This window comes from Petrotoga sp. SL27 (genome assembly GCF_002924605.1).
In the GTDB taxonomy this organism is placed as follows: domain Bacteria; phylum Thermotogota; class Thermotogae; order Petrotogales; family Petrotogaceae; genus Petrotoga; species Petrotoga sibirica.
Map to the genome: position 1 here is coordinate 31,598 of NZ_JAIP01000008.1, position 17,544 is coordinate 49,141.

The window sequence follows — 17,544 nt, forward strand, 5'->3', positions numbered from 1 at the left end:
ATGGTATTATTAAAGTCATTGTTTATCAACGCAGTCAGCTTTTTAATATCCTTTGCTGTTATTAAATTTCTGATCATGAAAAACAGAGAACCCTATCACTTCGTAGATTATTTTAACATGTACGGAGCAATATCTTTTTTGCTGGTATGTTTTTATTTGAAGTATTTAAACGATTTAACCATATTAATGGAGATAATTGCATTCTTTATTTTACTCTTATTTTATCTTAGATCGTTTGACGCTGCTACTAAAAAATATCATGAAAGGTTCAAAATTACGATCCTCTCTTTCGGATATTCAAAAAAAACATACTTTACCAATTTTCTCTCAAAAAAAATACTAATGAGAGGCGTTGAGGCTTTTCTATTCGCCGTATCTTTTTATTATTTCATGGATAAATTATTCCTGTCAGTCCCTGTAATACTAAACCCCTTAGTAATAATAATACCGTCTATTCTGTTATTTTTCACAACACTAGTTAAATCATCAAAAATTAACAAAGCGTTTAGAATTTTAAAGTAGATTAAATCAAAATATGTTAATATACCTATATAGGGTATGTTTAATACATTTCAATAGATGGAGGTTTTTAAAATATGGAAAAAATATTGGACAAAGAAACACAAAATAAGGTAAGAGAAATTTTAGAGAAATTGACGGAACCGGTTCAACTACTGTTATTTAAAAATGATGGAGAATACTCAGAAATAGTTGAACAGTTACTTGAAGAACTCCGTGAATTAGATGATAGGATAAAGGTTGACACCCGCCACTCTGATTCTCAAGAAATCAACAATTACGATATTGAAAAAGATCTATTACCAGCTATGCTAATATTAGATAACGAAGGAAGAGATTACAGAATTAGATACTATGGGATACCGTCGGGTTATGAGTTCGCCACCTTTCTTCAAAATATCATAGCTGTTTCTAATAAAACTGTAGACTCTTTCAATAATGAAAACAAAGAAAAATTATCACAGATAGATAAAAATGTAAGAATCAGAGTTTTCGTGACTCCTACTTGCCCATACTGCCCTAGGGCTGTTTTTGCTGCTCATCAAACAGCTATGTTAAACCCTAACATAATAGGGGAAATGATTGAAGCAAACGAATTCGATAGTATATCCTTCGAATACGCTGTCAGTTCCGTCCCTCATACTGTGATAGAAGTAAAAGAAAACGGTACGTGGGTAAAAAAAGGAGAGTTTGTAGGAGCCTACCCTGAAAATAGTTTTGTGGAAGAAGTTTTAAAAGCTGTTGAATAGGACAGTTTAAGGAGGTTCTTGCATGTTTTTTAATGTTGATGGAGTCAACAAAAAATCCGAAATAAAACAACAATACGACATAGTAATAATTGGTGGTGGACCTGCTGGAATTGCAGCTGCTATATATGCCTTACAAGGCGGGGCTTCTGCACTTGTAATTGAAAAAGCCGTTGAAGGCGGTCAAATGAATTTAACGGATATTATAGAAAATTATCCGGGATTTAAAACGATAAAAGGTGAAGAACTCTCCACTTTGATGAAAGAGCATGCAGTACACTTTGGAGCCGATTTTTATGACGGAAAGGTTGTAGAATTAAAGGATGAAGGTCCCAACAAAATGGTTGTTATGGAAAATGGGAAAACAATTAAATCAAAAGCAATAATAATAGCAAGTGGATCTAACCCTCGAAAATTAGGAGTTAAAGGCGAAAAAGAATTTTCCTCCAAAGGAGTTTCTTACTGTGCGTCGTGCGATGGCCATTTTTTTAAGAATAAAAAGATTGCCGTCGTGGGAGGAGGAAATACAGCTGTAGAGGAAGCTGTTTATTTATCAAACATAGCTAAAGAAGTTTATATAATTCACAGAAGAGAAAAACTAAGAGCAGATAAACTTTATCAAGATAGAGCCTTTTCTCGTAATAACATAAAATTTAAATGGAATTCGGTCATTGAAGAAATCAAAGGCAAAGATAAGGTAGAAAGTTTGGTCATTAAAAATCTAAAAAACGGTGAAGTCTATGAAGAACTTTTCGATGGAGTTTTTGTTTTCGTTGGATTAGTACCAGAAACAAGCTTTTTAAATAAAGATCTTTTCGAGTTTGACGAATATGGTTTCTTAATTACAGACGAAAATATGGAAACAAAAGTTAAAGGTATTTATGCAGTAGGAGATGTAAGAAAAAAGGAGCTAAGACAAATTGTAACTGCGGTATCCGATGGAGCTATAGCTGCTTCACATGCAATCCGAGAATACATCAATGAAGATCAAATACCATCAACTGCATCAATAAATTTGACAAAATGAAGATATAATTGTATAATATATTTTAGTACCTTCAACTCAGTTTAGGGTGTAACCCCTTTACTTGGTTAAAGGAATAGTTTGCAGGAGGTTATAGAAAAGATGTCTAGAGGATTGGACCCCGAAAAAAAAGAAGAGCTTATTGAAAAATTTAAAGTCAACGACAAAGATACTGGTTCTGTAGAGGTGCAAATAGCTCTACTTTCTGCTAGAATCAAACATTTAACGAAACATTTGAAACAACACCCAAAAGATTATCATAGTAGACGTGGATTGATGATGATGGTAGGGAAAAGAAGAAAGATGCTCAAATATTTGAGAAAAAACAAACCCTTAGTTTATCAAGAAATCATCAATAAATTAGGTATAAGAGGTTGATAACAAATTTTTTAAAAAGCGGGGCATAAGCTCCGTTTTGTTTTTATAGGAGGTGTGAGAATGAAAGTATTGGAAAAAGAACTTTTTGGCAGAAAATTACGTATTGAACATGGTAAAGTTGCCAAACAGTCTCTTGGTTCTGTGATGCTGACTTTTAACGAGTCAACGATATTAGTTACAACAGATGCTTCGGGAGATGCAGTAAAAGGCCAGGATTTTTTCCCGTTAACCGTAGAATTTCAGGAAAAATTCTATGCGGTTGGGAAAATCCCAGGAGGATTTATAAAAAGGGAAGGAAAGCCAAGTGACGAAGCTATATTAGCCGCAAGACTCATCGATAGACCGATTAGACCTTTGTTTCCAGAGAATTTCTTCAACGAGGTTCAAGTCATAACTACCGTATTTTCAATGTTGAATGACGACAGCATAGAAACATGGGGTATAACAGGCGCTTCGTTAGCCTTGAATCTTTCACCTATCCCATTTGATGGTATTGTTGCAGGAGTAAGAATAGGATACGTTGATGGACAGTTCGTTGCCTTTCCAACCCAAGAACAACTAAAAAATTCTAAAATCGACATGGTAGTTGCAGGAACTAAAGATGCAATTACAATGGTGGAAGGTGAGTCACTGGAAGTTTCGGAAGAAGAGATGGTCGATGCTCTGATGTTTGCACAGGAAAAAATAAAAGAAATTATATCAATTGAAGAAGAGTTTCTTTCGGAATTAAACATTGAAAAATGGGAAGTTCAAAAAGAAATAGTTCCAGAGGAATTTATTGAAGATTACTTATCACTCATAGACGAAGAAGAGTTAAAAAAGGTGCTTCTCACAAAAGGTAAAAAAAACAGAGATAAAGTTATATCAGAGTATAAAAAGAACGTAATGAATAAATTTGAAGAAAAATTCTTGGAAAAATGGAGTGTTGCTTTTTTTGAAGATAAAAAACGTTTCTTAGAAAATGCTTTTGAAGAAAAACTTCAAGATTCGATGAGAAAGATGATTATCAATGAGAACAAAAGAGTTGATGGAAGAACTTGTGATGAAATTAGAGATATCACCTGTGAAGTAGGACTGATACCGAGAGTGCATGGTTCTGCACTTTTTACCAGAGGGGAAACTCAATCTCTAGGAACTGTTACGTTAGGTGCTCCTTTGGATGTTCAAGTTCTTGACACTATATTCAGCGACGAAGAAAAGAGGTTTATGCTCCATTATAATTTTCCTCCTTTCTCAACGGGTGAAGTGAAAAGGCTCAGAGGAGTCAGCAGAAGAGAAATTGGCCACGGACATTTAGCAGAAAGGGCACATAAAAACCTTATTCCGAGCGATGAGGAGTTCCCTTACACTATTAGAGTTGTTTCAGATATTTTAGAATCGAATGGTTCTTCATCAATGGCTAGTGTATGTTCAGCTTCTTTGGCCTTAATGGATGCAGGTGTACCTATCCAGAAACATGTGGCAGGTATCGCCATGGGTTTGATCTTTGAAAACGATAGTTTCGTAGTTTTAACAGATATTTTAGGAATGGAGGACCACCTAGGAGACATGGATTTTAAAGTAGCGGGAACTAGAGATGGAATAACTGCTTTTCAAATGGATGTTAAAACCAGTCAAGTTAATAAAGAAGTTCTTCAAAAGGCTCTAGAAAAAGCAAAAATAGCAAGGTTAAAGATTTTAGATAAGATGTACGAGACTATCCCTCAACCACGCAAAGAACTGTCTCCATACGTTCCAATAATGAAAGTATTTAAAATACCCGTTTCAAAAATAGGAGAAGTAATAGGCCCCGGCGGGAAAAATATTAAAGAGATCAGCGAATTATACAATGTCGAAGTTTACATTGAAGATGATGGAAAAGTCAAGGTAACCGGCCATGATGCAAACAAGGTTGATGAAGCTATTAAGCACATTCAAAATTTAATCGCACAAGTAGAAAAAGGTGGAATTTTTGAAGGTACCGTGAAAAGGGTTGAAAAGTATGGAATATTTGTAGAAGTGTTACCGGGTAAGGTTGGAATGTTACATGTCTCCAATTTAAAAGACAAACTTGAAACCTTTAAAATTGGTGATAAGGTTAAAGTCGAAGTAATGAAGATCGAAGATCAAGGAAAATTCCAATTAAAACAATTAAAAGAAGAAAATTAAAAAATCAAACGTGCGGCTTTTTAACCGCATGTTTTTATTAATATTAGTAATAGATATTGTCTTTAGAAGTTCTAAAATTTATATAAAACAACCCTTTTCCTGCCTCATATCCATAAGGATAAAAAAATTCTTGCTTTTTGCCTCGTCCCCTCCCCCATTTTATTCCTAAAATATCTGACATTTTTAACACTTATTTTATAAACCAAAATCAGAGCAAATTTTATAGATACTTTCTAAATTCTTGCTAGAACAATTATCAAACCAATTTTTTGTATTGTATGTTATATAAGTTAGATATAATTGATATTGTTATGGTATAATTAAATATCGTAAATTTGCTGTTTTTCCAAACAAAATATTTAAGAAAAATGATTTTAAACTCTTTAGTACATGGAGGAAAACTAATTTTGTATACTCATAAAATATTAGACAATGGTTTAGATGTAATTCTTATTAACAGGGATTCTATGATGAGTGCGTCCGTACTTTTTTGTGTGAAAGTAGGTTCCTCAAAGGAAACAAAAGAAAATGCAGGATTGTCTCATCTCATTGAACACGTTTCTTTTCGAGCAACTAAAAGAAAAAATACCTTCGAAATTAAACAACCAATTGAAGAAGTAGGGGGTGTATTAAATGCCTTCACTTCAAAGAATTTCACAGTATTTTTTGCGAAGATACCTTCTCAAAAAGTGAATGAAACACTAGAAATCATGTCTGAGATCCTTTATGAACCTTTATTCAAGGAAGAGGATATAGAAAAAGAAAAAGGTATAATATTAGAAGAAATCTCTTCATATGAAGACGAACCAATAAACATAGTATTTGAAAACTTATACAAAAATATATACGATGACAACTTTTCAAGACCTATAATGGGATACAAAGATACCGTCATGAATATAAAAAAATCAACACTAGAAGAATTCCACTACAAATACTATCAACCGGAAAACACTGTAGTCATAATATCAGGAAAGTTCGATGAGGTTTCGGTATTGAAACAACTCAACCAAATAAAAAGTATTCCAAATTTGAACTCTTTTAAAAATAACATCATCAGTCCTTCGATAGTAGACAAAGAAATCTTCATCAAAAAATACAAAAATGATTTAGCTAGCAATTATTTAGTTGAAGGATTTAAAGCACCTTCTAAATTAGATAAATCTTATTACTCTACACTAGTACTCAATACCTTTCTGGGAAGTGGAATGAGTTCCCTCCTATTTTCAAAAATTAGAGAAGAAGAAGGTTTAGCTTACGAAGTCACATCTGATTATGAAACTTATCCGAAAGCTGGTTTGTTATTATTTTATGCGGCAACAACCGATAAAAACCTAGAAAATCTACTTGGAAAAATACAGGAAGTTGTAGATGATCTTAAGAATAATAAAGAAATAGAAAAATGGTTCAATTACGGGAAAAATAGATTAATCGGTAAATTAACGTTAGAGGTAGAAAACAATTTATCTATGGCTTTAAATGTTTTAGATTTGTATATAAATTATGGTAAAATCATGACGATAGAAGAATTTATAAAAAATATAGAAAAGGTTGAAATTCATAACGTTTTTGAAACGGCAAACAACATTTTTTCTAATAATAAATACGTTTCAATACTTTCACCGAAAAAACCAATAAAATCCTGAAGGTGGGTGCTCTTTATGAAAAGAATCCCTTTTTATGAATTAAAACCCGGTCAAATAGTTGCAGAAGATGTTTTTAAAGAATCTCTTTTGTTAATTCCAAAAGGAACTGTCTTAAAATCAACTGACATTAACAGGTTAAGAAGCCATGGTATAAAGACGGTAAATGTTTACGATGAAAATGATTTTATTGAAAAAAAGATCGAAGAAAAGATTTCCATAGAGTTTGAATCTATTCCACCTATTGTAGAAGAAGAAACATATAATGAATGGCATCAACATTTTGAATTTGTAAAAGATATAACGTATTTAAAGGATGATCCTTCAGAATTAGATTCTCTTGCAGAAGATATTTATAAGAAATTTTTAAAAACCGAAGACGTTGTACTAAATTTATTCCATGCCATAGGAAGCGAAGCTTTAAATTCTCATTCTATAAATACATCGATCATTGCCTCAATAATCGCTTCAAAATTGAATATGCCAGATGTATTCTTCGACTCGCTCGTTAAAACGTGTCTACTTCATGACATTGGATACAGTTTGATAGGAAAAAGAGTGATATTTGATTATATAGACTTAGAAGATGTATCTGTCAGATCTCATATTGTATCCGCTTATGAAACATTAAAAAATATTCAAAAAAACATAGGGAAAGAAATTGTAGATGCTATTTCTACCCACCACGAACGCTACGATGGAACTGGTATTTTTATGAGATTAAAAGAGAACGCTATAAGTCCTTTGGTAAGAATATTACAAATAGGAGACGCTTATGATTCCTACATAGAAATAGGGAACTCTCCATACGATGCAATGAGTTTTCTCTTAAGATATTCAGGATTAATTTTTGATCCGTATTATGTAAGTGTTTTCTTTTCAATAGTTGGGTTGTACCCAACAGGAACCCAGGTAATTTTAAACAACGGCAAGAAGGCAACCGTCGTTAAAAAGGGAAAAACTTCATCTTTTCCAATAGTGGAATGTGATGGAAAAACGATAGAAACAGGAATGGAAACCGGCTTGTTTATCAGAGAAGTACTGAAAAAAGGAGGGTAAATATTGGCAGAAAATATCTCAGAAAGTCTGGAAAATTATTTGAGAGCTATTTATATTTTACATATCGACGGAAAAATACCAAGGGTAAGAGATATTTCAAGAATATTATCTGTAAAAGATGCTTCCTCGGTTGAAGCCATTAGAAAATTAGAAAAATATGGTTATGTTAAACATGAGCGGTACGGTTATGTAAAACTAACGGAAAAAGGCTTACTTAACGCAGAAAAGGTTTATAGAAAATACATAATTCTTATAGATTTTTTTGTCAACGTATTAGGGCTTTCAAAAGAAGAGGCTTATAACTTGTCTTGTGGCATTGAGCACCATATGAATGATAATTTTTATATTTCTTTAGATGGATTGATGTTATTCCTTAAAAGAAATCCCATAGAATTAACTGAAGCGAAAAAGTTTATTTCAAATTATAGTAAGAAAATGCCTCATGACTTCAAAACTTCTCTCTGGGATTTATCTGTTTCCGAAACTGCAAAAATATACGATATTTCAGGAGATTCTACATTAAGAAAAAACATAATGGACAAAGGAATATATCCTGGTTTAACACTAAAAGTAATTAAGAAAACCGATGACATAACCGAAATTTTGATTAATGAAAAAGTAATCAACATTACGTCAAATGAATCAAGGCATATAATAATAGGAAATCTAAATTAAGGTTTAAACCTTTAAATTTATTTTTTGCCCTAAGGAGGTACATATTTACATATGACCACTAAAATAGAAAAAGCTTCTCAATACATTAAAGAAAACATAGAAATAAAACCAATTCTAGGATTAATATTAGGCTCAGGCCTTGGATACATAGCCGACCAAGTAGAAAATCCAAAGGTGATTGAATACAAGGACATTCCTTTTTTCCCACAATCAACTGTAGTAGGACATGAAGGGTCTTTAATAATAGGTACAATAGAAGGTATCCCTGTCATGATATTAAAAGGCCGATTTCATGCTTATGAAGGAATTGAACTAAAAGATATAGTTTTCCCTATTTATGTGATGAAGGATTTAGGCCTTAAAGGTCTGATAATAACAAACGCAGCTGGTGGAATTAACAGAACATTTTCTCCGGGGGATATAGTGGTAGATGTTGATTTCGTAAATTTCACATTTAAAAATCCTTTAAGAGGCCCTAATTTAGATGAGTTTGGCCCAAGATTCCCTTCTTTAGTTGAACCTGTCGATAAAAATTGGGTAAAAAACGTTATAGAGAAATGTAAAAAAGATAATATAGAGCTCAAAGAGGGAACTTATTTATGGACTTTGGGGCCATCCTACGAAACCCCTTCTGAGATTAGAATGTTCGACAAATATGGAGCAGACCTAGTGGGTATGTCAACCTTACCAGAAGTAATGGCGGCCAATCATGTTGGTTTAAAAGTGATTTCATTTTCTGCTGTTACGAATATGGCTGCTGGTATTCTGCCACAACCTCTAAGACATGAAGAAGTACTTAGAATAACGGAAAAAATAAAGGGAAAGTTTGAAAAAGTTGTATACAATGCTATTAAATTATTTTAATGAAAAACATCAAAAAGAGCGGAGGAAAAAAGTTGTCTGAAAATCTAAAAGAGATTGTAGAAGAAATAAATAAGAATGATAATATTTTGGTTGTAGGTCATATACTTCCAGATGGAGATGATGTGAGTAGTTTAGTATCGATGACTTTGGGATTAGAAAAATTAGGGAAAAATGTAACAGCAGTAATCGATGATGAAATTCCAGAATATCTTTTACAATTTCCTTTAGTTAAATCGAAGATCAAAAAGTTTGAAGATGTTGAAGAAATAATTTATAAAAAATACGATATAATGGTAATTTTAGACTGTTCATCACCAGATAGAATAGGAAGATTTGAAAAATATTTAAATGCTTTTCATGTCCTGTTGATCGATCATCACATAACAAATAAATATTTTGGAAATCTAAATTGGGTAGACACCACAATGGCGTCAACCGCTCAAATGGTTTATAGAATATTGACTTCTTTAAATGTTGAATACGACAAAGAACTGTCGACAATGAATTTGTTGGGAATAGCAACCGATACCGGCTTCTTTAAATATCAAAACGCAGGCGTTTTAGTTTTCAAAGATGTTACTGAGTTGATTGAAAAAGGTGCAAACATTAGCGATATTTCAAATACCATATTGGATAACATTCCATTAGAACAAATTTACTTGTATAAAGACGTCATTTCCAATCTTAAACTAGCTTTAAATGGCCAAATTGCTTACTCTTTATTATCCTTGAATATGCTTTCCAAATATAACGTTTTACCAAAAGATTCCCCTTCATTTGTGGAAAATCTTAGATCCATTAGAGGCGTTGAGATCGCCATCGTATTTCAAGAATATGCAAAAGGTTCCTATCATGTTTCATTGAGATCCAAAAAATGGGCAGATGTATCAAAGATTGCTCTCAATTTTGGTGGCGGCGGTCATCCGCGGGCAGCTGGATTTTCAGTCGAAACAAACGACATAAGACAAACAATGGAAGAAATTGTAGATACAATATCAAAAACAATTGCAAATCACAATCCTGACTCAGCCTTTAAATAAGGCAAGTGATTTTATATGGCATACATCTTTTTATTTGCAATTTGGAGTGTTCTAATTAACGATTTTTCCGATCTTTCACTAATATTAGGAGTTTTCGGTGTTATCATAACAATCAGAGTAACCAACTTATTTTTTAAAAACACCACTTATGGAACGATTCAAATGTTGGTGTACAGTTTAGGTAGCCTTTTAAAAATGTATAAAAATGCATTTTCTTTTTTACCTTTGATACTCTTAAAAAGGTACTCGGGTTTATCTCACATAGATGTTAAGGGAAAATCTGATTTTGAAAAAACTGCAATAGCAAATTCCATCTCATTAACTCCTAAAACACTTGTTTTATATGAAGAAGAGGATAAATTAATAGTCCACAAAGTTTCTTTAACTCCAGAGGAAGCCCATAGAGCAGATAATATTTGGAGGGATGATATAATCTGATCCATATACTTGAAATTTGCATCCTAATATCCCTTTTTATGATTTTGATTAAGTTAATAACTACAAAATCAACATGGGAAAAGTTACTTTCCTATTCTTCGTTTTCTTCAAAAGCGGTCATTCTGATGTTGGTTTTTTCCCTTCTTTCAGATCAATCTTTTCTTTTGGACGTTATAATTATTTTCTTAATTCTTAACATATGGGGTGTTTTGATAGTCTCGTCGTACCTGGAAAGAGGGGGTAATAAAAGATGATCGCCAACATTTTAATGGGAATAGGGATAATATTTTTGCTTTCTGGAACCTTAGGATTGTTTACGATGGAGGATTTCTATTCTAAAATTCAAGCAATCGGGATAGCAGATACAGTAGGAATAATCTCCGTTATAATCTCACTGATGCTAAAATACCCTGAAAACATGGGTAGATTACTCATATTGTTTATCATTATTCTAGTTTTGAATCCAGCAATCTCTTCGATAATAGCTTATCACGCTGCAAAGTCCGGGGAAAAGGTTGGCAGAGAAAACAAATGAGCTATTCTATAATTTTTCTCTTCTTAAGTTTGATCGTTCTTTCATTATACATATTATCACAAAAAAGTTATATTAACGTGATCATTGGCTATGGGGTTTTTTCTGTTGCAATTTCTGTATTGTTTTTTCTTTTGAATGCACCGGATGTAGCTTTTGTTGAAATAACCATTGGTGCAGCTTTTGTTGTTTTTATATATTTAATTGCTATAAAAAAGACAGCCGAGGTTAAGGTCTACTACATTGAAACCCCTTATATGATAGAGGAAAAAGAAGGAAATTTATACGGATTTGAATACGAACTAATCAAAGAATTTTTGGAAAGAAAAGGATTGGATGCCGATTTCATAAAAGTGAACACAGAAGATCTTGAAGATCCCATGGATAACATAAACGACCATGGAGAAATTCTGGCTGGAGGAATAATTTTAGATGATAATAATTACGAAAACATAATACCATCCAGCGGTATATTATTATCAAAATTATACGCTGTTGGTCAACCTAATAAAACTTGTTTAGGAATTTTTATGCCAAACTTAAAATCAAAAAGCTTTGAAGATTTGGATGATGATTTTATAATTGATGCCGTAAGATTCAGAAAAATCGTTATGGGAGAAGAAAGGCTGTTGTCTAAAAAGATAGAGATTATTAAAGATACTAGTTACAGAATAATCTTTTATAAAAGAGATAAATCTTTAGCAAGGGACTTCAATAAATTTTTGGAAGAAATAAAAAGTGACACAGAATATTATGAGAACCTCGTCAGGAGGTATATTGGATGAAAAATTACCTTGTTTTATCGTTGATAATAACAATTTTTTTCGTCCTTGCATTAAACTTAAAAGTTGGAGATATGAAAAGTTTCTATGAACCTTCTGGAATTTTTGCTGAAAACGGATCAATTAATATGGTGTCCGCTATTGTTCTTGATTATAGGATCTACGATACCTTTTTTGAAATATTGGTTTTTACAGTGGCAATCATTGGTATTTCCGAATTTATAGGGAAAATTCCTACGGTTGCTCCCGACGACCAGCAGATAAAATACGACACCCCAATCATAAAGGTTATAACACCAATAATTTTTCAAATAATAGTTTTAATCTCTCTTTATATTGCGATAACCGGCCATATAGCCCCTGGTGGTGGTTTTGCTGCAGGTACTATTCTAGGAACAGGTTTTCTAGCGGTTTCCTTGGTACGACCAACGGATGAAATAGAAAACTTGTTTGTAAAATCAAAAATTGAGAAGTTGAAAATGCTGGTACCTTTATTCATAATAATATATGGTTTGTTAGGATACGTTTGGGGAGATTCTATTTTCTCTAATTTCCATCTAAAAGGATCTCCTGGAGAATTGGCAAGTGGAGGATCCGCCATTTTGCTAAACTTTTTAATTTATTTCGAGGTTTTTGGTGGATCATGGACTATCCTGTATAGATTTTTAAAACATAGGGGATTATTGTGAATATTTACTATATCATCACTTTATCAATAATACTTATCGGTTTATTTGGAATTATTGTAAAAAAAGATCTTATCTTAATATTTATCAACCTCGGGGTTTTCCAAGGAGGAATAGTTCTTTTTTTTGTTCTTTTAGCCTACGATACAAATTCACCTATTATCACCGCAAATTTACAAACCTACGCAGACCCGCTCATACATTCTTTTCTGCTTACCGTTATAGTAATTGGATTTGCAAATTTGGCATTAATGTTAGTTTTTGCAATGATATTATCTTCCAAATTCAAGACCCTTGAAGTTGATGAAATTGAAAAGAAAGCTAAGAAAAAATAAGAAATCTCATATAAGCAGGAGCAAAGCATGATTCTACTTGTATCCTTAATACCCATATCTTTCGGCATACTGACTTATATTTTTAAAAGAAAAACCACCTTACTGGTGTCAATTTCGTATATACTAACTTTCTTATTTCTTGCTATTTTTCAAGAAGGTTCATTTGTAATAGGAAACTATTCCGGTCTTAAAGGTATAGAATTTACCTTTGACTTTAATATTAAATTCTTACTTATTTTATTCAATCTTTTCTCTTTAATAACCTTTTTTAGAATCTACAAAAATTATGATCACGTGTTTTTTTCACTTTGGCTTCTATTAACTGGAAGTATAAATGGTTTCTTTATGAGTAGAGATTTTTTCAACATATACGTTCATTTAGAGCTAGCTTCTATATTAACTTTTCTTTTGTTATCATACGATAAGAATGAAATAAGAATATGGGCAGCTTTGAAGTACTTGATGATGAGCTTAGTAGCTTTGAATTTCTATTTGATTGGTGTGGGAATTCTTTATTCAAATTCAGGCACTTTGAATCTCAATTACAACCTTTCCAATGCAATTAATATTTTTGCATTCAGTTTTATCCTAACAGGACTGTTAACTAAAGGCGGACTATTTTTTCTATCTGGATGGTTACCCGATGCTCACACTGAGGCTGTAAAAGGAATCTCTCCTATATTATCAGGTATAATTGTTAAACTTCCTTTATTTATAGTTTATTTACTCACACCCTCTTTACCCAATGAACTTAGAGTTTTTCTATACTATTTCGCAATTATAACTGCTATTTTTGCATCTATCTTTACACTGCTACAAAACGATATCAAAAAATTTATGGCTTATTCCACTATGACTCAGATGAGTTATGGGCTAATGGTCATTCTAATTAACCCGCCTTTTTTTCCATATTTTATAGTTTTTCATATGTTCACTAAAGGATTTTTATTCATGATAGCCGAAGATATATACGAGAAAAATGGCACAAAAAATTTAAAAGATTTGGAAAGTGCACAAATATCCTTAGATACTTTTCTTTTGCTCATTTTCTTGCTGATGAACCTGGGAGGGTTGTTCCCCTTTAGCCTTTATATTCTTAAAGATAATTTATCTTTATCTTACTTTCTGGAGATAAACATCTATATCTTCGGAATGTACTTTTATAAATTATTAAACATCTTTAAAGTGAAGAAGAAAAATTTTGAATACAAATACTGGTATATGTTCACCTTCGCAATTTTAAACGTTGTATCTATAACTTATTATTTCACAACTATCGCTTCCAACTTATCCATCTTAAAAATTTTGACTGAATATTTACTGTTTGCTGCAGGGATTCTATCGTTCATATTGTTAAGAAAAAAGGTAGCTTTGCCTTCAATAGATATATACAGTTTTGAAAATAGTTTTATCTATCAAATGTCATTTTTATTGGTTGCTTTGCTAATGGAAATGTAGGCAAATGTTTTCAAATATTCTGAAAATTTATGATAAAATAATATGAACAATATCAAAAAAAATCAAAGGAGGTAATGTGCGTAGTATCGCACGATGCAAATTATGAAAAAATTCTTATTTTCTTTTTCATTAGTAATTTTCATTTTTAGTATTACTATTTTCCCTCAAGACATTTTAAAATTAGTACCTTCAGATTCAAAATTGGTAGTTTTAATAAATGATTTAGAGGGTACATACGCGGATTTAAAAACCGTACCAACTATGAAAACTTTATTGTTAGAACCATTTAACGCCGAACTAATGATTTCCAACTTTGCTAAAATGTATTTTAACGCTTTAAAGATAGATTACGAAAGTTTTTTGAATAATCTAAATGTTAACCTTTCGATTTTCGTTCAAGAGCCTAAAGAAAATAACTATATTTTTGGTTTTTCTATTGGTCCTTTAGAAAATCCCCAAACTTTTGCATCGGATTTGGATAAGCTATTAGAACTTTTGAAAGATTACGGAATTTCTTTTACCCCTGTATTTCAAACTATTGAAAATGAAAACTACCTTGTAATGGTTCAAAATAAAGAGGTATATTCTTCTTCTGAAAAAGGGGTTACTGATTTTGAAGAAATTCTTCCCGCGAAAAAAGGATTATATTACAGAATAAACACGTCCGACTATCGAGGAGATGGCTATTTTTACACTAAAGATGGCTTTTTAATAGGTGGAGGAAATGGAACTGCAGAAACAGAATTCATCGATAAAAATTTTGTAAAAGGGGCTCAAGAATATCCATTCCTGGGTAGTATATTTTTTACCTCTGGTTTAATCCCAAAAGATTTAACAAATTACGCAGATTTCATAAACATAATAGTAGATTACAAAATCGTCGAAAATTTAATATCTGTTTCTCAAGGAATAGAGGCTAACGTTGATTTAGCTACCAGCAACGGTGCAATGCCGACAATTTCTAACGCAAGCTATTTAAAATTGAAAACTGACGCTAAAATCGACGAAATCATACCTATTTTGAATGAAAATAATATAAAATACAAAAAGACCGACGAAAACATGATGGAATTTTATATAGAATCTGAAATTACAAATCAAAACAATGAAACAGAAATGTTAACCAATACTTTTTATGTTTGGAAAGACGAATATATGATGGTATCACAAATTAAACCAGATGAGCTTCAAAAACTTCTAAATGATAAACCAAAGCTTTCAGAGAATGAATTGTTCCAAAAATTAAGTGAAAGAATTGGAACAGGAGATGTTACTTATGCCCTTGTAGATTTAACCCCTATTTTTCAGAATTATGTGCCAAATTTGAAAGGCCGGTATGGTTTATTACTAAATGTGAGTCCAATAGAAGAAAATAAATTAAAAATTGATTTTATTGTGCAATAAGAAATATCGATTAAAGTTGGGTAAGATTCCAATAAAAGATTAAAGGGCATGCCTCCGCATGCCCTTTAATGGTGCCGAGGGCGGGAGTTGAACCCGCACGGGGTTCTCCACCCCAACGGATTTTGAGTCCGCCGCGTCTGCCAATTCCGCCACCTCGGCAATTCTAAGTTATTATACTATATTTATAAACTCTTGTCAATAGAAATTGAACCTTTGTAGAAAAGCAAATGTTTCAATGGGAGGGAGTTCTATGAAAAAAATAGCTATTATTGGTTTTGGCGCAGCTTCTATAGGTTTCTTAAAAGGACTGCAAGAAGAGGAAAAGATTGATAACTACAAGATAGATATTTATGAAAAAGGAGAGAATTTAGAAGGTGCGGGATTCGGCGGTTTAAAATACGATGGAAAATTATTCATTTCAAAAGAAATGGGGGGAGACTTAGTTATTCCATTGAATATTCAAAAGAAAGTCGTAGAATATTATCTCACAAAATCAGGTTTAGCAAAGTTCGACAAGAATAAAAAATTAGAGCTTTCGAATAAATTAGAAAAAGGGGATTCTTTTGAAAACGGAGAGCTATATAAAAAGTTCTACGATGCAGATTTTGAACCCGTAAGATCTCACTTTTTTCATCTGGGTACAGACCTACTAATAGAAACGGTAAAAAACATTTTCGATGAATTTTCAAAATTTAATAACATTAATTTTTTATTTGGTGAGGAAGTTATCAAAGTTATTCCTGGCCCGGAGGTTGTTGTAGCAACAAATAGTGGAAGTGAAAAAAACTATGACAAGGTCGTTGTTGCCGTTGGAAGAAGAGGCCATAAATTAGTATCGGATATGGTCAAAGATCATCCAGATTTAGTCTTATCAAATGACAAGGTTGATCTAGGTGTCAGATTTGAACTTCCTAATCATATAGTGGACTACTTAAACAAAGAAATGTACGAATTCAAAATTAGATTAAAAACTAAAACCGGCTATATTGTGAGAACTTTTTGCAACAATCCTGGTGGAGAGGTTACTTTGGAAAGTTACGACGACTTTTTAACGGTTAATGGTCATGCAAATACTACCAAAAAGACTGCCAACACTAATTTTGCAATCTTGGTTACTCATTCGTTCACTCAGCCTTTCAACGACCCTGTTGGTTACGGTTCTTATATCGCAAAGCTTTCAAATATCCTTACTGGTGGAGACAAAGTTATACTTCAATGCTATGAAGATTTTAAAAGTTCAAAAAGGACAAAAAAATTAGGGCGAGTCGAGCCAACGTTAGATCCTAAGCACTTCATTTTGGGAGATTTGAATCTGGCTCTTCCCAGACGTACTATCGAATCAATAATAGATTTTTTGGAACGATTAGAAACAGTCGTAAAAGGTGTTACTTACCCGGATAATCTCTTATATGGAGCAGAGGTTAAATTTTACGCAAATAAGATAAACAACGATTTCTTTGAAAATGTAAAAATAATTGGAGACTGTAGCGGATGGACTCGTTCAATAACCTATGCTACAAGTCATGGATACCTAATCGCAAAGGAGTTTTAAACGGTTGTATTGACAAAATAATATTGATATGTTATAATGATTTTTGTAGACTTAATGAATGGGACGTAGCCAAGCGGCAAGGCGACGGACTTTGACTCCGTTATTCGTAGGTTCGAATCCTACCGTCCCAGCCAAAAAAAGCTAATCGGTGATATGTCAAGGAGTAAAAACCAAAAAGATTGTTAAAAATTAGTGTAACTGACAATGCCCATACTTTCAGAAAAACTCAAAATAGGCTTGAAAACACAAAAAGATTCACTT

At 32.4% G+C, this 17,544-nt stretch carries 19 protein-coding genes and 2 tRNA genes; 20 read left to right on the forward strand and 1 reads right to left on the reverse strand.

The window, feature by feature from the left end; all coding sequences use genetic code 11:
• The 18 genes from AD60_RS02975 (at position 1) to AD60_RS03060 (ending at position 15,731) form a co-directional block, all read left to right on the forward strand.
• On the forward strand, positions 1-522 hold the full coding sequence (locus AD60_RS02975; RefSeq protein WP_103876850.1) for a hypothetical protein: 522 nt from the start codon (positions 1-3) through the stop codon (positions 520-522).
• 74 nt (positions 523-596) lie between these two features.
• On the forward strand, positions 597-1,268 hold the full coding sequence (locus tag AD60_RS02980; RefSeq protein ID WP_103876849.1) for a thioredoxin family protein: 672 nt from the start codon (positions 597-599) through the stop codon (positions 1,266-1,268).
• Between the two features lie 22 nt (positions 1,269-1,290).
• A complete protein-coding gene (gene trxB / locus AD60_RS02985; protein ID WP_103876848.1) occupies positions 1,291-2,292 on the forward strand; it encodes a thioredoxin-disulfide reductase in 1,002 nt (333 codons plus the stop codon).
• A 99-nt stretch (positions 2,293-2,391) separates the two neighbouring features.
• A complete protein-coding gene (gene rpsO, locus AD60_RS02990; protein ID WP_103876847.1) occupies positions 2,392-2,667 on the forward strand; it encodes a 30S ribosomal protein S15 in 276 nt (91 codons plus the stop codon).
• Between the two features lie 60 nt (positions 2,668-2,727).
• Positions 2,728-4,815, forward strand: coding sequence for a polyribonucleotide nucleotidyltransferase (locus tag AD60_RS02995; protein ID WP_103876846.1), 2,088 nt, complete (start codon positions 2,728-2,730; stop codon positions 4,813-4,815).
• A gap of 407 nt (positions 4,816-5,222) precedes the next feature.
• The gene (locus AD60_RS03000) at positions 5,223-6,461 is read left to right on the forward strand and encodes a pitrilysin family protein (protein ID WP_158248357.1); all 1,239 of its coding nucleotides are present in this window, start codon (positions 5,223-5,225) and stop codon (positions 6,459-6,461) included.
• A 15-nt stretch (positions 6,462-6,476) separates the two neighbouring features.
• On the forward strand, positions 6,477-7,517 hold the full coding sequence (locus AD60_RS03005; protein ID WP_103876844.1) for an HD-GYP domain-containing protein: 1,041 nt from the start codon (positions 6,477-6,479) through the stop codon (positions 7,515-7,517).
• Between the two features lie 3 nt (positions 7,518-7,520).
• Positions 7,521-8,192 carry a metal-dependent transcriptional regulator gene (locus AD60_RS03010; protein WP_103876843.1) on the forward strand — a complete coding sequence of 224 codons (672 nt, stop codon included), beginning with the start codon at positions 7,521-7,523 and terminating at the stop codon, positions 8,190-8,192.
• A 51-nt stretch (positions 8,193-8,243) separates the two neighbouring features.
• A complete protein-coding gene (locus AD60_RS03015; protein ID WP_103876842.1) occupies positions 8,244-9,056 on the forward strand; it encodes a purine-nucleoside phosphorylase in 813 nt (270 codons plus the stop codon).
• A gap of 32 nt (positions 9,057-9,088) precedes the next feature.
• On the forward strand, positions 9,089-10,096 hold the full coding sequence (locus AD60_RS03020) for a bifunctional oligoribonuclease/PAP phosphatase NrnA (RefSeq protein WP_199177833.1): 1,008 nt from the start codon (positions 9,089-9,091) through the stop codon (positions 10,094-10,096).
• A gap of 15 nt (positions 10,097-10,111) precedes the next feature.
• Positions 10,112-10,534, forward strand: coding sequence for a Na+/H+ antiporter subunit E (locus AD60_RS03025; RefSeq protein WP_103876840.1), 423 nt, complete (start codon positions 10,112-10,114; stop codon positions 10,532-10,534).
• A gap of 38 nt (positions 10,535-10,572) precedes the next feature.
• The gene (locus AD60_RS10680) at positions 10,573-10,788 is read left to right on the forward strand and encodes a monovalent cation/H+ antiporter complex subunit F (RefSeq protein ID WP_103876839.1); all 216 of its coding nucleotides are present in this window, start codon (positions 10,573-10,575) and stop codon (positions 10,786-10,788) included.
• The gene (locus AD60_RS03035) at positions 10,785-11,069 is read left to right on the forward strand and encodes a monovalent cation/H(+) antiporter subunit G (protein WP_103876838.1); all 285 of its coding nucleotides are present in this window, start codon (positions 10,785-10,787) and stop codon (positions 11,067-11,069) included. Before AD60_RS10680 ends, AD60_RS03035 begins: the two co-directional genes overlap by 4 nt.
• Positions 11,066-11,851: a DUF4040 domain-containing protein gene (locus tag AD60_RS03040; RefSeq protein ID WP_103876837.1), complete on the forward strand. Its 786-nt coding sequence runs from the start codon at positions 11,066-11,068 to the stop codon at positions 11,849-11,851. The genes AD60_RS03035 and AD60_RS03040 overlap by 4 nt, the downstream gene beginning before the upstream one ends.
• The gene (locus AD60_RS03045) at positions 11,848-12,537 is read left to right on the forward strand and encodes an MnhB domain-containing protein (RefSeq protein ID WP_103876836.1); all 690 of its coding nucleotides are present in this window, start codon (positions 11,848-11,850) and stop codon (positions 12,535-12,537) included. Before AD60_RS03040 ends, AD60_RS03045 begins: the two co-directional genes overlap by 4 nt.
• Complete coding sequence (locus tag AD60_RS03050) at positions 12,534-12,869, forward strand: cation:proton antiporter subunit C (protein ID WP_103876835.1); 336 nt, start codon at positions 12,534-12,536, stop codon at positions 12,867-12,869. The genes AD60_RS03045 and AD60_RS03050 overlap by 4 nt, the downstream gene beginning before the upstream one ends.
• 27 nt (positions 12,870-12,896) lie before the next feature.
• Positions 12,897-14,327, forward strand: coding sequence for a complex I subunit 5 family protein (locus AD60_RS03055; protein ID WP_103876834.1), 1,431 nt, complete (start codon positions 12,897-12,899; stop codon positions 14,325-14,327).
• Positions 14,328-14,429: 102 nt separating this feature from the next.
• Positions 14,430-15,731 carry a hypothetical protein gene (locus tag AD60_RS03060; RefSeq protein WP_103876833.1) on the forward strand — a complete coding sequence of 434 codons (1,302 nt, stop codon included), beginning with the start codon at positions 14,430-14,432 and terminating at the stop codon, positions 15,729-15,731.
• A gap of 69 nt (positions 15,732-15,800) precedes the next feature.
• On the opposite strand, the gene AD60_RS03065 is transcribed toward AD60_RS03060, so the two are convergent.
• Positions 15,801-15,890, reverse strand: a tRNA-Leu gene (locus AD60_RS03065).
• Between the two features lie 91 nt (positions 15,891-15,981).
• Here AD60_RS03065 and AD60_RS03070 point away from each other — a divergent pair.
• Both AD60_RS03070 and AD60_RS03075 read left to right on the forward strand, forming a co-directional pair.
• Positions 15,982-17,283, forward strand: coding sequence for an NAD(P)/FAD-dependent oxidoreductase (locus AD60_RS03070; protein ID WP_103876832.1), 1,302 nt, complete (start codon positions 15,982-15,984; stop codon positions 17,281-17,283).
• A gap of 59 nt (positions 17,284-17,342) precedes the next feature.
• Positions 17,343-17,417: transfer RNA gene (locus AD60_RS03075), tRNA-Gln, on the forward strand.
• Positions 17,418-17,544 lie beyond the last annotated feature (127 nt).